11 protein-coding genes are annotated in these 15,631 nt (G+C 72.0%); 4 read left to right on the top strand and 7 right to left on the bottom strand.

Going from position 1 to position 15,631, the window contains the following annotated elements:
• Positions 1-4: 4 nt before the first annotated feature.
• The 4 genes from FDO65_RS06480 to FDO65_RS06465 form a co-directional block, all read right to left on the bottom strand.
• Positions 5-823, bottom strand: coding sequence for a shikimate 5-dehydrogenase (locus tag FDO65_RS06480; protein WP_205849816.1), 819 nt, complete (start codon positions 821-823; stop codon positions 5-7).
• Between the two features lie 4 nt (positions 824-827).
• Positions 828-1,718, bottom strand: a complete 891-nt coding sequence (locus FDO65_RS06475; RefSeq protein ID WP_205849815.1) for a putative protein N(5)-glutamine methyltransferase — start codon at positions 1,716-1,718, stop codon at positions 828-830.
• 66 nt (positions 1,719-1,784) lie between these two features.
• The gene (locus FDO65_RS06470; protein WP_240757459.1) at positions 1,785-3,440 is read right to left on the bottom strand and encodes a DEAD/DEAH box helicase; all 1,656 of its coding nucleotides are present in this window, start codon (positions 3,438-3,440) and stop codon (positions 1,785-1,787) included.
• Positions 3,441-3,650: 210 nt separating this feature from the next.
• Positions 3,651-5,021 carry a hypothetical protein gene (locus tag FDO65_RS06465; protein WP_137448562.1) on the bottom strand — a complete coding sequence of 457 codons (1,371 nt, stop codon included), beginning with the start codon at positions 5,019-5,021 and terminating at the stop codon, positions 3,651-3,653.
• 356 nt (positions 5,022-5,377) lie between these two features.
• Between FDO65_RS06465 and ettA the strand changes: the two genes are divergently transcribed.
• The gene (gene ettA, locus FDO65_RS06460) at positions 5,378-7,054 is read left to right on the top strand and encodes an energy-dependent translational throttle protein EttA (protein ID WP_137448561.1); all 1,677 of its coding nucleotides are present in this window, start codon (positions 5,378-5,380) and stop codon (positions 7,052-7,054) included.
• A gap of 87 nt (positions 7,055-7,141) precedes the next feature.
• On the opposite strand, the gene FDO65_RS06455 is transcribed toward ettA, so the two are convergent.
• Entirely contained in the window at positions 7,142-7,321 is a 180-nt protein-coding gene (locus tag FDO65_RS06455) for a hypothetical protein (RefSeq protein WP_137448560.1), read from the bottom strand.
• 376 nt (positions 7,322-7,697) lie between these two features.
• On the opposite strand from FDO65_RS06455, the gene FDO65_RS06450 reads away from it, so the two are divergent.
• The 3 genes from FDO65_RS06450 (at position 7,698) to FDO65_RS06440 (ending at position 13,938) form a co-directional block, all read left to right on the top strand.
• Positions 7,698-12,731: an NAD-glutamate dehydrogenase gene (locus FDO65_RS06450; protein ID WP_137448559.1), complete on the top strand. Its 5,034-nt coding sequence runs from the start codon at positions 7,698-7,700 to the stop codon at positions 12,729-12,731.
• 134 nt (positions 12,732-12,865) lie between these two features.
• A complete protein-coding gene (locus tag FDO65_RS06445; protein WP_137448558.1) occupies positions 12,866-13,312 on the top strand; it encodes an acyl-CoA thioesterase in 447 nt (148 codons plus the stop codon).
• Positions 13,309-13,938 carry a DUF8185 domain-containing protein gene (locus tag FDO65_RS06440; protein WP_137448557.1) on the top strand — a complete coding sequence of 210 codons (630 nt, stop codon included), beginning with the start codon at positions 13,309-13,311 and terminating at the stop codon, positions 13,936-13,938. The genes FDO65_RS06445 and FDO65_RS06440 overlap by 4 nt, the downstream gene beginning before the upstream one ends.
• Before the next feature lie 22 nt (positions 13,939-13,960).
• Here the strand turns inward: FDO65_RS06440 and FDO65_RS06435 are convergent, their stop codons facing one another.
• Both FDO65_RS06435 and FDO65_RS06430 read right to left on the bottom strand, forming a co-directional pair.
• Positions 13,961-14,398 carry a globin gene (locus tag FDO65_RS06435; RefSeq protein WP_137448556.1) on the bottom strand — a complete coding sequence of 146 codons (438 nt, stop codon included), beginning with the start codon at positions 14,396-14,398 and terminating at the stop codon, positions 13,961-13,963.
• A complete protein-coding gene (locus FDO65_RS06430; protein ID WP_137448555.1) occupies positions 14,395-15,384 on the bottom strand; it encodes a mechanosensitive ion channel family protein in 990 nt (329 codons plus the stop codon). Before FDO65_RS06430 ends, FDO65_RS06435 begins: the two co-directional genes overlap by 4 nt.
• Positions 15,385-15,631: the final 247 nt, after the last annotated feature.

Raw genomic sequence — 15,631 nt, 5'->3', positions numbered from 1 at the left:
TCCGTCAGGTCTCACGCGACCAGGCGGAGGCGGCGGCCACCTGTTCCGCGGAGGGTCGGACACCGGTGTAGAGCGCGAACTGTTCGGCGGCCTGCAGCGCGATCACCTCGGCTCCGGTGACGACGGCGACTCCGTTCCGCCGGGCGGTGGTGATCAACGGGGTCTCGGACGGGAAGGCGACGACGTCGAAGACGACCGTCGCGGCCGCGACGGTCTGCTCCGGTGCCGGCGAACGCTCGGCGTCGGGGCCGCCGGCCATGCCCGTGGGTGTGGCGTTGACCAGGACGGCCGGGCGCCGATCGGCCAGTTCCGCCGCCCACCGCCAGCCGTACTGGTCGGCCAGCTGCGAGCCGGTGGTGGCGTTCCGGGCGACGACCGTGCCGTGTTCGACCCCGTGGTCGCGCAGCGCGGCCACGACGGCCTTGGCCATCCCGCCGCTGCCCAGGACGACGACTTCGCGGTCGGCCGGGACGCCGTGTGTCTGCAGGAGTGCGGCCACAGCGAGGTAGTCGGTGTTGTAGCCGACGAGGTGACCGTCGGTGTTCACGATGGTGTTGACCGACTCGATGACGGCGGCCGAGGGGTCGATCTCGTCGAGCAGCGGCATGCAGTCCGACTTGTAGGGCATGGAGACAGCCGCCCCGCGGATGGGCAGACCGCGGATGCCGGCGATGGCCTGGGCGAGATCTGCCGGGGCGAAGGCTTTGTAGACGAAGTCGAGATCCAGCTCCTCGTAGAGCCGGTTGTGGAAGCGGGTACCGATGTTGCTCGGGCGGGCAGCCAGCGAGATGCACAACTGGGTGTCCTTGGTGATCATCCGCATCGGTTCATCCTGGCCTACCGCTCCCCGGACCGGCTTGCCGCCCGGTGACCGCGGTGCCCCAGCGGGCGGGAGCGCGGTCGATACGAGCGCGCAACCCGGCCGCTTCCATCAGCTCGGCGGTGACCGCAGCCTGCCCGTCCGAGGTCTCGATGACGAGAACGCCTCCCGGTCGCAGCCATCGTGGGGCGTCGTCGGCGAGACGGTGGTGCAGATCGGTGCCGTCCGGCCCGCCGTCGAGCGCAGCGACGGGTTCATGCAACCGGGCCTCCGGGGGCAACAGAACAATCTCGCTGGTCGGGACGTAGGGCGCATTCGCCATCACCACATCCACGGCGCCCCGCAACTCCGGTGGCAGCGCCGACCACAGGTCGCCCCGGTGCAGACGGACGGCCGGGAGCCCCGCTCGATGCGCGTTGCGTTCGGCCCAGTACAGGGCGACCGGATCGACATCGGCCAGGTGCAGGTCCACCCGGACACCCCTGCGGTGCAGTTCTTGTGCGGCCGACAGGCCGATGGCACCGACCCCACAACACATCTCGACGAGGGTGAGCGAAGCACCGGTCGGTGCGGCGGCCGCACGAAGGACCCGTTCGACCAGGTACTCCGATCGCCGCCGGGGAACGAAGGTCCCCGGTCCCACCAGGAACGTCCTGCCGGCGAAGGCGACCTCACCGACGACGTGTTCCAGGGGTTCGCCGGCGACCCGTCGGGTGCACCAGGCCTCGAGTTGGGCCCGATCCCGGGCGGCGCGAACGAGGATCTGGGCCTCTTCTTCGGCGAACACGCAGCCGGCCGCCCGCAGGCGGCCGATCAGCTGCGCCGATGCCATCGCCCCGGCGGGCGGCTCACCCGGTCCGCGGGCCGGCTCGGGATCGGCCGATCCGCGGGGTGCCACGGCTTCATCCTGCCGGTCGGTCCTGGTGTCCCGCACCAGGACCGGTCGGCACGGGTGAATCGAGAGTCAGCCGGTGACCTGGGCGATCATCGGGTGCCCCGGGGTGATCGTCGTCGTGGACGGGCGGATCCCGGCCTGCCGCATGAGAATCCGCAGCTCGTCGGACTGCTCGGGCAGCATCATGGTCACCACGGTGCCGGCCGCCCCGGCCCGAGCGGTCCGGCCTGAGCGGTGCAGGTAGGCCTTGTGCTCGGCGGGCGGGTCGATGTGCACGACGAGTTCCACGTCGTCGACATGGATGCCCCGGGCGGCGATGTCGGTGGCGACCAGCACGCGTGCCGACCCGTCGGCGAAGGCCGCGAGGTTGCGGGTGCGCGCGTTCTGCGACAGGTTGCCGTGCAGGTCGACGGCCGGGATGCCATTGGTGGTGAGCTGCCGCGCCCACTTGCGGGCGGCGTGCTTGGTGCGGGTGAAGAGCACCCGACGGCCGGTTCCGGTGGCGATCTCGCGCACCACCTGGGCCCGGTCGTCGCGGGTGACGGCGAAGACGTGGTGGGTCATGGCCGCGGCCGGGGTGCTGCCCTCGTCGACCGAATGACGCACCGGATCGGACAGGAACTCGTCCACCAGCACGGACACGCCGTTGTCCAGGGTCGCGGAGAACAGCAGTCGCTGGCCCCCGGCCGGGGTACGGCGCAGCAGCCGGCGGACGCCGGGCAGGAAGCCCAGATCGGCCATGTGATCGGCCTCGTCCAGCACCGTGATCTCGACCGAACCCAGATCCGCCGAGCCCTGTTCGACGAGATCGGACAGTCGACCCGGGCAGGCCACGAGGATGTCCACCCCGCGCCGCAGGGCGTCGGTCTGCGGGCCGTAGCCCACCCCACCGAACACCACGGCGACCTTGAGGCCCGCCGGAGTGGCCAGCGCCTCCACGGTGCGGGCGACCTGGGTTGCCAGCTCACGCGTGGGCACCAGGACCAGTCCCCGGGGCTGGTGGGGGCGGCTGCGCCGGCCGGCGAGGCGGGCGACCAGCGGCACGGCGAACGCGATCGTCTTCCCCGAACCCGTGCGGCCGCGGCCCAGGACGTCCCGCCCGGCCAGGGTGGCCGGGAGGGTGGCGGCCTGGATCGGGAACGGCGACACCGCACCCAGCCCGGTCAGCGCCGGCAGCAGGGTGGTGGGGACGCCCAGTTCGGCGAACGACTCCGTGGACGTGACGGCGGTGATGGGAGCGAAGGCGGGCTCCGCAGCGGCGATCATCGTGTCCGCGGCATCGACGGGCGCGGTGCGGGCCGCCGGGGCGGCCCCGCGAACGGCGCCCTCGGGGCGTCGGCGACGGGGCCGGCGGCGGGCCGACCCGTCGTCCATCCGGTCCTGACCGGAACGGCCCGAGGCGGGAGCGGACCGCGCCCCGGCCCCCGGGGTGCGCTCGCCGCCCGATCGGGCGTTCCGCGAAGGGGAGGAGGTCCCGGTCGAGGAAGAACGGTCCGAGCGGGAACGACCGCCGGCGTCCCCACCGCGACGTCGGTCGGTGCCGGTGGTGTCGAAGCGATCGGCGGCCGAGCGGTCGCGGCGAGCGCCGTCGGCCTCCCGGCGGGCGGGTGCGCCCTGGCCACCGGAACGGGACGGCCGGCGGCGGCGGTCGCCGCTGCGACCGTCCTCACGGGCAGCGGACGGTGCGCCGGTCTGGCCGGGGGCGGAGAACAAGGGTGCAGGCATGGTGGTTCCTGTCGCTGTCGAGGAATCCGCAGGCAGCTGCGCGAAGGCGCAGCGAAGGCGGACGGACTGGCCGCGGTGCTGGCCGACTCGAAGACCTCGAACAGGACGAGGGGGGTCAAGAGGGAGACGACGCCACAGGCTGGGCGTCACAGCAAACGACCTCGGACGACCGTCGGCGTCGACGGGTCCGATTCACATCTTACCCGGGACTCATCGACGACCGGCCGCCAGCACCGTGACCTGGGTGGGTTCCCCGATCAGTTCGACTCCGGGGAACGGCGTGGCGAGCGCAGCGAGGTAGGCCTGCGGGACCGTCTGAGCGCTGGCGTGATGACCGTCGGGAACCCCGACGGCGCGCACCTCCACCCCGTGCGCCGCGGCCAACCGCCCCAGCTCCCGCGTGACCCGTTCGACCGCCACCACCGTGTCCGCGGCCGCGACGACGGGTCGGAAGTAGACGATGCGGACAGGCTCCGCACCGGCCCCCAACTCGGCGAAGCGGGCTTCGGCGTCCATCCGCCGGATCACCCCGTACTGGTCCTTGACCAGTGCGGTCGAGATGCCGGGCGAGCTGATCTTCTCCCTCATCACCTGCCGGTACTTGAAGAGCAGATCGTCGCCGCGGACCGACACCGCGGGCAGCAGTCCCGACGACCACTGCCGACGCTGGGCCATCACCTCGACCACCACACGGGTCGCCGCGCCGCCGTCGGTCCCGGCGGCCTCGGTCAACGTCGTCAGGATGTCGGCGGACGTCCGGCTGCGATCGCGGACGTCGTCCGCGGCCAACGGCGAGCAGTCCAGGTAGACCGTGCTGACCCGGGGGGCCGGTGCGGGGCCGGCGGTGCCCTGCGTGGTGGCGGACGGGTCCGTCGAGGGGGCTGCGTCCCCCGGGGAGACTCCGCCCGTGGCCGGGGCGCGGAGGGCGGCGCCGTCGAGGACCGGCGCGTCGGCGAAGGGCCCGGCGGAGGCCCGGAGGCGCTCGGCCGCCCGGGCGTCGAGTTGCTGCTGCCGAAGCTTGTGGGCGTGGGCAGCGAGGTTGAGGGCGATGTCGCCGCCCATGCTGCTGCCGAAGAAGGTCACCTCGTCTGGCCGGACCGTGGCGACCAGAGCGTCGTACTTGGTCACCAGGTCCTCGTCGGCGATGCCGCTGCCGTAGACGAGGCTGAACACCCGGCCGCCGTCTGCCGACAGGGCCGGCAGCAGCGCCGTCGCCACCGCGGTCCCGCTCTTGGTGTTCAGACCGCTGATGACGACGGTCATCGGGCCGCCGGTGGCCTCCATGGCGGATCCGGTGGGCAGCGATGCGCTCACCTCGACGAACCGTGCGCCCTGGCGGGGCCAGACCAGGACTCCGCTGAGGAACTGGTCGGCGCGCAGCACCCCCCACATCCCCATCAGGACCAGGGCCACGATCATTGGCCACCACCACCACCGCGATCGGGACAGGGTCCGTCCGACGGCCCGCTCCCGCCGCCGGGCGGCGCGGTCGGTGGGGGAGTCGTACTCGGCCACCGGCACGGGCGGCGCCAGGGGCAACGACGCAGGCAATGACGGGGGCGGAGAGAGGGGCAGGGACACCGGCCCACCTCCCCGCCCTTTACTTTGGCTTTACCCGGTCCGTTCCCATCTGCCGGAAGGTCCCGGCGGCGCGGGATCCCCCGGCTGGGCGGCCCGGCGGCCGATCGACCTTCGGCGCGACACCGGATTCGTCCGTCGGCCGTGGTGGGTCCCGAAGGGCCCGTCGGGCGAATCCCGTCGGTTCCCGGGTCGCGATCGGGCAGACTGTCAGGCGGCCTCCCGGCCGGCCACGCAGGACGACGGCCGGGTCGGGTCGCCCCCAGTCCGTGCCGTCCGGGGCGTCACCACCGCGATGGTGACCGCCGTTCGCCACCATTCGGTGGCCCAGCAGAGAAGAAGAAGAGGGACTCGAAGCCGTGCCCGAATTCATCTACACCATGAAGAAGGCCCGCAAGGCGGTGGGCGACAAGGTCATCCTCGACGACGTCACGATGTCGTTCTATCCGGGCGCCAAGATCGGCGTGGTCGGACCCAACGGGGCGGGCAAGTCGACGATCCTCAAGATCATGGCCGGGCTCGATCAGCCCAGCAATGGCGAGGCCTTCATCACCCCGGGCTACACCGTCGGCATCCTCATGCAGGAGCCGCACCTGGACGAGAGCAAGAACGTCCTGGAGAACATCCAGGAGGCGTTCGGCGCCACCTACGCCAAGCTCGAGCGCTACAACGAGGTGCTCGCCCTCATGGAGACGGAGTACTCGGACGAGCTCCTCGAGGAGATGGGGACGCTGTCCGAGGAGCTGGACCACGCCGGCGCCTGGGACCTTGAGGCCAAGATCGACCAGGCCATGGATGCGCTCCGCTGCCCGCCGGCCGACGCCGACGTCTCCGTGCTGTCCGGTGGTGAACGCCGCCGGGTGGCCCTGTGCAAGCTGCTGCTGTCCGCACCCGACCTGCTGCTGCTCGACGAGCCCACCAACCACCTGGACGCCGAGTCGGTCCTGTGGCTCGAGCAGTTCCTATCGTCGTACGAGGGCGCCGTCCTGGCCGTCACCCACGATCGCTACTTCCTGGACAACGTCGCCCAGTGGATCGCCGAGGTGGACCGCGGTCGACTGATCCCCTATGAGGGCAACTACTCCACCTACCTGGAGAAGAAGGCCGAGCGCCTGGAGGTTCAGGGCCGCAAGGACGCCAAGACGGCCAAGCGACTCAAGGAGGAACTGGCCTGGGTCCGGTCCGGCGCCAAGGCCCGGCAGGCCAAGTCCAAGGCCCGTCTGCAGCGCTACGAGGAGATGGCGGCCGAGGCCGAGCGCACCCGCAAGCTCGACTTCGAGGAGATCCAGATCCCGCCGGGCCCGCGCCTGGGCTCGATCGTCGTCGAGGTTAAGGACCTCGAGAAGGGCTTCGGCGACCGGGTTCTCATCGACGACCTGTCGTTCACGCTGCCGCGCAACGGCATCGTGGGCGTCATCGGGCCGAACGGGGTCGGCAAGACCACCCTGTTCAAGACCATCGTCGGCCTGGAGAAGCCCGACGAGGGCAACGTCAAGATCGGCGAGACGGTCAAGCTCTCCTACGTCGATCAGAACCGTGGCGGCCTGGATCCGAAGAAGAACGTCTGGGAGGTCGTCTCCGACGGTCTGGACCACATCAAGGTCGGCAACGTCGAAATGCCGTCCCGCGCCTACGTGTCGGCGTTCGGCTTCAAGGGCCCGGACCAGCAGAAGCCGTCGGGCGTGCTGTCCGGCGGTGAGCGCAACCGGCTCAACCTGGCGCTGACGCTCAAGGAGGGCGGGAACCTCATCCTGCTCGACGAGCCGACCAACGACCTGGACGTCGAGACGCTGTCGTCGCTCGAGCATGCGCTCGAGGAGTTCCCGGGCTGCGCCGTGGTCATCTCCCACGATCGCTGGTTCCTGGACCGGACCTGCACCCACATCCTGGCGTGGGAGGGCAATGAGTCCGACCCGGCCCAGTGGTACTTCTACGAGGGCAACTTCTCCGACTACGAGAAGAACAAGGTCTCCCGGCTGGGCGTCGACGCCGCGCGGCCGCACCGGGTCACCCACCGCAAGCTCACGCGCGACTGAGCGATCGCCCGGTGGACAACGGCGACAGGGCCGGGATCGTCATGATCCCGGCCCTGTCGCCGTTTCGGCTCTTGCGCCGTTGCTGGTTCAGGCCGCCCAGACGCAGGTCTCGGCCAGGCAGCGCCATCCGGTCGGCGTTGCCGCCGGCTCGGTGAACGACCCGCAGGTCGGGCAGGCGAGCGGGGCGCCCAGGGAGAGCAGCTGGGTGGCGTCGGCGGAATCGTCGCCGACGGTCGGGTGGGCGGTTGCAGTTCGGGAGTGGGTCATCGGGGCTCCGTTCGGTGGTGCGGACAGGACGGCGGTGGTGGGGCGGTGAGCGGTCCCGGGGCGCAGCCGGGCCGGGAGGTCATGACGGTGGGGCGGACTCTGGGGCCCTCAGTCCTCCGAGGGACGCCCGAGCGGCCGCGCCGTTGATCACCGGCCCTTCTTTCGGTGATTCCTCACACGATCGGGAAAACCCCCCAGGACGCTCCACGGGCTCCGGGGTTGACCCGGCGGGAGATGTCTCACCGCCAGTACCCGATGGTCCGTCCTCGGAACCGATCAAGGGCCTACCCTCGGGCTCTGGTCGCACCGTCGCTACCGGACCGGACGGTGACGTGCGCCCCCCAGGATCAGGCAGCGCGACAGAATCAGGACGGCCATGACCCAGACCCACCCGCGACGCACCACCCCCCGCGTCGCGGCCCTCCCCAGCGATCCGACGGCCGACCCGGCCAGTGCGGTCGGCCGGGCCGCACAGGTCCGCCCCGATCGCGCCGATCTGCTGGCGGCGTACTTCGACCACGTCCCCGCGGAGGACCAACCCCGCACCGCCGACGACGTGCTCGCCATCGTCGACGCCCACTGGCGGGTCGGGCATCGTCGGCAGCCGGGAGAGACGGCGCTGCGCGTCTTCAACCCGCGCACCACCAGCAGTGGGGACGGCACCGGCTGGTCGGACACCACGACGGTCATCGACATCGTCAACGACGACATGCCGTACCTGGTCGAGTCCGTCATCGGCGTGCTGTCGGTGCACGGGGTGGCCGTGCATCGGGTCCTGCACCCCATCCTCACGGTCATCCGGGACGACGAGGGCGAGCTGTCCGACGTGGTCCGCACCACCAGCGCGGGGGCGGTCCGGTTCCCCGAGCGCGCCGTGCCGGAGCCGGCGGGACACCCCGTGCGGGAGTCCTGGATGCACGTGCTCGTCGATCGGCTGTCCGACGCCGAGCGCGCGGAGGCCATCGAAGCCGCCCTGCTCGACGCCCTGGCCGACGTGCGGGCGGTGGTGGCCGACGCGGCCGCGCTGACCGGTGCGGCCGCGGCCGCCGCCGCCGAGTTGCGGGCGACGGTGTCACCCCGGTCGGCCCAGGAGGTCTCCGAGGCGGCCGACTTCCTCTACTGGCTGGTCTCCGGCAATCTCACCTTCCTCGGCTACCGCCGGTACGAACGTCTCGCCGCGACCACGGACGGGACGGTGGGGGACGCCACGGATCTGCACATCGTGCCGGGGAGCGGCCTCGGCGTGCTGCGCGGCAGTGCCCACACCTCGTGGGACGCCGAGCTGTGGGCACCGGGGGAGCAGTCGCACCTGTTGATCACCCGGTCGTCGGCGCCGTCGGCGCTGACCCGGGACGTGCCGCCGTTCGAGGTGCGGGTGCGGCTGCTGGACAGCGCCGGAGCGGTGACCGGCGAGCACCGGTTCCTGGGGGCGTTGACGCCCCGCGCCCTGAACGCCGAGATCACCACGACCCCGGTGCTGCGACTGACGGTGCAGGCCGTGCTGTCGGCGCTGGGGTCCGCGCCCGACAGCTACACCGGTCAGCGGGCGATGGATCTGCTCGCCACCTACCCGCGGGCCGAGCTGTTCTGGGCGTCGCCGGACCTGGTCGTCGAGGTGGTGGGCAGCGTGCTGCAGCTGGCCAGCCGTCGCCGGTTGCGGGCCTTCCTGCAGCCGGACCCGTTCAGCCGCTTCGTCTCGGTGATGGTCTACCTGCCGCGGGACCGCTACACGACCAAGTGCCGCCTGGCGATGCAGCGCATCCTGCTCGACGCCTTCGACGGCACCGACATCCAGTACACCGCCCGGGTGGGCGACTCCCTGCTGGCGGCAGTGCATTTCACGGTGCTGACCGACCCGGCCCGGCGGCGTGAGCCCGACCCGGCCGAGCTGACCCGCCAGTTGCGGGCCACGATCCGCAGCTGGGAGGACCGGCTGGTCAAGGCCGTCGTCGGAACCGGCGCCGGGGGTGCGGACCCCGAGGTCGACGCCCCGGACGCCGAGGAACACCTGGACACCGCGGGAGCGCTGGCCCGGTACGCCGACGCCTTCGACGAGGCGTACAAGCAGGATTACACCGCCGAGGACGCGGTCGCCGATCTCCGGCTGCTCGACCAGCTCAACTCCGACGACGACCTGGCCCTACGGATGATCGCGGCCCGGCCGGCGGGGGTGGGCGACCCCGCCGCCGATCAGGACGAGGGCGACTGGCGTCTGAAGCTGTACGTCAACGGCGGGGCGGTCACCCTCTCCCGCGCGCTGCCCGTGCTGCAGAGTCTGGGCGCCGAGGTCATCGACGAACGACCCTTCGAGGTGCGCCGCGGTCCCGGGACCACCTCCCGGATCTACGACTTCGGCCTGCGGTTCCCCAGCGCGGCGGCCGCCACCGGCGCCGGGTCGGCGCAGCTGCGGACCCGGCTCACCGAGGCGTTCGCGGCGGCGTGGAGCGGCCGCAGCGAGGTGGACGGGTTCAACGAACTGGTCCTGGCCGCCGGGATGGACTGGACCGAGGTCGCCGTCCTGCGTGCTTACGTGCACTACCTGCGGCAGGTGGGGACCCCCTACACGCAGGCCTACGTCGAACGCGTGCTGGTCGCCCACCCGGCGATCGCCGCCGAGCTGGCCGCCCTGTTCCGGGCCCAATTCGACCCCGAGCTCTACCCGGGGACCGGTGGTCCCGAGCAGCGGGCCACCCAGGTCGCCGGCCACGTCGACACCATCACCCGGGCGCTGGACGAGGTCACCAGCCTGGACGCCGACCGCATCCTGCGCTCACTGCTGCGGGTCATCCAGGCCACCCGGCGCACCAACCGCTACCGCCGCGACGATCAGGGCCGCAGCCGGGAGTTCCTCTCCTTCAAGATCGATCCCGGCGATGTGCCGGGGATGCCCAAACCGATTCCGGCGCATGAGATCTGGGTGTACTCGCCGCGGGTCGAGGGGGTCCACCTGCGCTTCGGCGACGTGGCCCGCGGGGGCCTGCGCTGGTCGGACCGCCCGGAGGACTTCCGCACCGAGGTCCTCGGCCTGGTCAAGGCGCAGGAGGTCAAGAACGCGGTCATCGTGCCGGTCGGGGCCAAGGGCGGGTTCGTCGTACGGCGGCCCCCGGCGATCACCGGCGACCCGGCCGCCGACCGGGAGCGGCTGACCGCCGAGGGGATCGCCTGCTACCGGATGTTCATCGCCGGGCTCCTCGACCTGACCGACAACCGGGTCGACGGCGCGGTCGTCCCGCCGCCGGGTGTCGTCCGTCGGGACGGCGACGATCCGTACCTGGTGGTCGCGGCGGACAAGGGCACCGCGACGTTCTCCGACATCGCCAACGCCGTCGCGGCGGAGTACGGGTTCTGGTTGGGCGACGGTTTCGCCTCCGGCGGCAGCGTCGGGTACGACCACAAGGCGATGGGCATCACCGCGCGCGGTGCCTGGGAGTCGGTGAAGCACCACTTCCGCGAGCTGGGGGTGGACACCCAGACCGAGGACTTCACCTGCGTGGGCGTCGGCGACATGTCCGGCGACGTCTTCGGCAACGGCATGTTGCTCTCGCAGCACATCCGACTGGTCGGCGCCTTCGACCACCGGCACATCTTCGTCGATCCCGATCCCGACGCGGGGCCGTCGTTCGTCGAGCGCCTGCGGCTCTTCGAGCTGCCCCGCTCGTCGTGGGCCGACTACGACACCAGCCTCATCTCGGCCGGGGGTGGGGTGTGGCCGCGCACCGCCAAGTCCATCCCGATCAGTGCCCCCATGCGCGCCGCCCTGGGGCTGGCGGACGACGTCAGCTCGCTGGCCCCGCCGGAGCTGATGCGGGCCATCCTGCTCGCGCCGGTCGACCTGCTGTGGAACGGCGGCATCGGCACGTACGTCAAGGCCAGCACCCAGGCCAACTCCGAGGTCGGGGACAAGGCCAACGACCCGGTGCGGGTCGACGGCGCCGACCTGAGGGCCAAGGTGGTCGGTGAGGGCGGCAACCTGGGGGTCACGCAGCTCGGACGCATCGAGTTCGCCCGGGCCGGCGGCCGGATCAACACCGACGCCATCGACAACTCGGCCGGGGTGGACACCTCCGACCACGAGGTGAACATCAAGATCGCCCTGCAGATGCGGGCCGACCGGGGCGACCTCGACGAGCAGGGTCGACGCGAGCTGCTGTCGTCGATGACGGACGAGGTGGCCCATCTCGTACTGGCCGACAACATCGGCCAGAACCGGGTTCTCGGGGTCGCCCGCTCGCATGCCGCCCCGATGCTGTCCGTGCACGCGCGGCTCATCTCGGCGTTGGTCGAGTCCGGTCGACTGGACCGGGCCCTGGAGTTCCTGCCCAGCCACACGCAGATCAACCAGCGACTGGCCAACGACGAGGGCCTGACCTCGCCCGAGCTCAGTGTGCTGCTCGCCTACGTCAAGTCCGGTCTGTCGGCAGCCATGATCGACAGTGACCTGCCGTCCGATCCGGCCTACTCAGGTCGGCTGCTGCAGTACTTCCCGCACCAGATGCAGGACGTCAACAACGACGGCTTGGTCGACGAGCAGGACGCCCGGGACATCCTCGAGCACCCGCTGGCCCGGCAGATCATCACCACGCAGACCGTCAACGAGATGGTCAACCGCGCCGGCACCACCTATGCCTTCCGGCTGGAGGAGGAGCTGTCCGCACCGCCGGTGGACGCGATCCGGGCCTACACGATCACCTGTGAGGTCTTCGACCTGCCCGACGTGTGGGCGTCGGTGGCCGCCCTGGACCACCAGGTGTCGGCGTCCTGCCAGGACACCCTGACGCTCTGGTACCGCCGGCTCCTCGACCGGTCGGCCCGGTGGTTGCTCACCCGGCGGCCACAGCCCCTGGACGTGCGGTCCGAGATCGACCGGTACGCCGGACCGGTCGCCGAGCTGCTGCCGCTGCTGCCGGGTCTGCTGCGCGGACCGGAGGCGCGGACGGTCGAGCAGGACACCGAGCGGGTGCGCGGTCTCGGCGCACCCGAGCCCATCGCCCGGCGGATGGCGCTGTCGCTGTTCGCCTTCGGCCTGCTGGACATCGTGGACGTCGCCCACGACACCGGCCGCCCGGCGACCGAGTGCGCGGAGCTGTACTACGCCCTGTCCGCGCACCTGGAGTTCGAGTGGCTGCTCACCTCGGTCAGTGGGCTCCCGCGGGGGGACCGGTGGGGCGCCCTGGCCCGGCAGGCGCTGCGGGACGACCTGTACCGGTCGCTGCGACTGCTGACCGCCGACGTGCTCTCCACCACATCGCCCGAGCAGTCGGCCGACGACAAGATCCGCCAGTGGGAGACCGAGAACGCCTCCCGTATCGGCCGGGCCGGTCGGACCCTCGGCGAACTGACCCGCAGCGCCGCCGGAGACCTGGCCGGGCTGTCGGTCGCCGCCCGGGAGATGCGCTCGCTCATCCGCTGATCCCGGGACCCCACCGGGCCCGGGCGGGCGGCGGCGTCGCGGTGGGGCAGACTCGGACGTCGGCCGGTCGGCCGGGACCGCCTGGTTCCGGCCGATCGAGGTGGGCCGGACCGGTCGGCGAGAGGGAGAGCACGGTGGCACAGCGGTACGTCGCACAGATCCGGGTGCGGTGGTCGGACCTGGACGCGTTCGGTCACGTCAACAACGCGCGGACCGTGACCCTGCTGGAGGAGGCCCGCGTCGACTGGTTGTTCACCGAGGCCGCCGAGCACGGGGTCGATCGGCTGACCGAGGGTGTCGTCGTGGCCCATCTGGAGATCGACTACAAGCGGGCCATCGGGTTCGGTCTGCCGGTGACCGTCTCGATGGGCCTGAGCCGGTTGGGAACGGCCTCCTTCACGATCGACTACCTGGTCACCGTCGGGGGCGACACCGTGGCCACGGCCAGCACCGTCCTCGTCCCGGTCGACCCGGCCACGTTCCGGCCGCGCCGGCTGGACGATCGGGAACGGGCGTTCCTCGCTCGCCACGTCATCACCGACGCGCCGCAGCCCGACGCGGGTGTGGCGGGTTCGGCGTGACGTTCCTGTTGCCGGCGCAGGACGCCGACCGGTCCGATGCGACGGCGTTCGTCGGCCGCGTCGCCCGCTGGGACCCGGCCGGCGCGGTGCGGCTGCGCGCCGACGGTGACCTGGTCCGGATCTGGGCGGGGACGCCGTTCGACGCCCTGGTCACGCGGGCGATCAGCGGCACCGTCGACCCGACCGACATCACCGTGCTGGCCGGCAATCTGCTCGCCGGGCTGGCCGTCGCCCGATCCGAACGGGTCGACCCCGGGGTGCGCGTCGACGCCCAGTGGCGGTCACAGTTGCCGCCGCGTTCGGGATGGGTCGTCGTCGACGAGGTGCCGGCCGACGTGCTCGCCGACCTCGCCGCCGACGGGGCCACCGGCGCCAAGGCCCGCCCCGGGCCCATGGGTGCGGCGTCCACGGCACTGCTGGACACCGAGGTGCTGACGGTGACCGGTCAGGGGATGCGGGTGCCGATCAGCCTGCGGATGCTGTTCGCCCTGTCCGGCATGGGTTTCGCGCCGTCGGCCGCGGGGGAGACGGTGCGGATCAGCGCGACCGATGCCTGGGCGCGGATCGACGCCCGGTACGGCGCGGTGGTCCGCCGACGGCACTCGCTCCTGCCGCTGCTGCTCTGAGCATCGCGGCCGCCCGCACCGCTCAGTGCGGGCGGTTGACCAGGCTCTCGGCGGCCATCTCCAGGTACGCCCACAGCCGCTCGTACTGCGGCGGGGTGAGCCCCGCGCCGTCGACCCCGACCCGCATGGCGGCCAGCCAGTGCTCCTTCTCGCGGTGCCCGATCGCGAACGGGGCGTGCCGCATCCGCAGCCGGGGATGTCCGCGCTGCTCGGAGTAGGTGCGTGGACCACCCCAGTACTGCTCGAGGAACAGGCGGAGCCGCACCTCGGCCGGACCCAGATCCTCCTCCGGGTACAGCGGGCGCAGGACCGGGTCGTCGGCGACCACCTCGTAGAACCGGTGGACGATGCCGGCGAACACCTCGGCGCCGCCGACCTCCTCGTAGAACGAACCGGGGCTCGCCGGCGGCGGGGACGCCGGGGTGAGGGGGCCGAGGGCGGGGGGACGGGAGTCGCTCACCGGTCCATTGTCCCGCGCTCGCCGGCCGGAGCCGGCGGCCGGAAGTCCCACGCCGGGTTCTCGTTCCGGGCGGCGTCGAAACCGACCCGGATGGCGGCCCGGAGGGCGCGGGCGAACGCATCCTGGTCTCCGCTGCGCACCGTGGCGGTGACGCGCAGGGTAACCGTCCCGGGGCCCACGGCGGCGATCCCGACCACGGCGGGCCGCTCGACGACCTTCTCGGCCCAGTCGGCCTGATCGGCGACCAGGTCCGATTCCCGCTGCGCCACCTCGGTGGCCTTGGCGACGTCCGCGTCGTACGGCATCACCAGATCCACCGAGACGACCGCCTCGCCCTGGCTGGAGTTGCCGACCCGCAGGATCTCCCCGTTGCGGACGTGCCAGATGGTGCCGTCGCCGGCTCGCACGGTGGTGGTGCGCAGGCCGACCTCGGTGACCACGCCGGTGGCGGCACCCAGGTCGACGGTGTCGCCGACCCCGAACTGGTCCTCCAGGGTCAGGAACAGCCCGGACAGGAAGTCCTTGACCAGGTTCTGGGCGCCGAAGGCCAGGGCGACCCCGAGGATCCCGGCCGACGCCAGGAGCGGGGCGACGTCGATGCCGAGCTCGGCGAGGACCAGGACCGAAGCGGTGCCGAGGATGAGGAAGGAGACGACGGACCTCAGTAGCGAACCCACCGCCAGCGCCCGCTGACGTCGGCGTTCGGCCGACACCCCTCGGGTGATCCGGTTGCGGAGCGGCATCTGCCGGAGCGGACGCAGCATCGCCGGCGGGGTGCCCTGCGCGGTGAGTCCGGCCACCCGGTTGATCACCCGGTACGCGAGCCACCGCAGCACCAGGGCGACGACGACGATGAGCACGATGTGCCACGCGCCGCCGACGACGCGGTCGGCGTTGCGGGCCAGCAGGTCCAGGCCGGTGTTGTTCCAGACCCAGGCGCAGACCGAACCGGCGTCGGCGGCGCAGTCGGGTGCGGTCACGTCCACGGGCAGGACCGGGATGGCAGCGATCGGTTCACGGCGGACACGGTAGTCGGACGGGCAGCCGGGTCATGGCGCGCTCGGGGGAGAGGGACCCCGGGGACGAGGCGGTCAGGGAACGGGCGGAATGGGCCCGGCGGTCGCCGCGCGATTCGCCGAGCGGGGGAGCCGTCGAACCACCGGCCGCCGCAGGCTGCGTTCCGGGCAAATGCCACGGGCGCGGGGCGAACACGGCGCTACTCTTCTGGCCAGT

This window comes from Nakamurella flava (assembly GCF_005298075.1).
Classification (GTDB): Bacteria; Actinomycetota; Actinomycetes; order Mycobacteriales; family Nakamurellaceae; genus Nakamurella; species Nakamurella flava.
The sequence above is the reverse complement of the archived record's forward strand: the minus strand, read 5'-3'. Positions and strand labels throughout refer to the sequence as shown.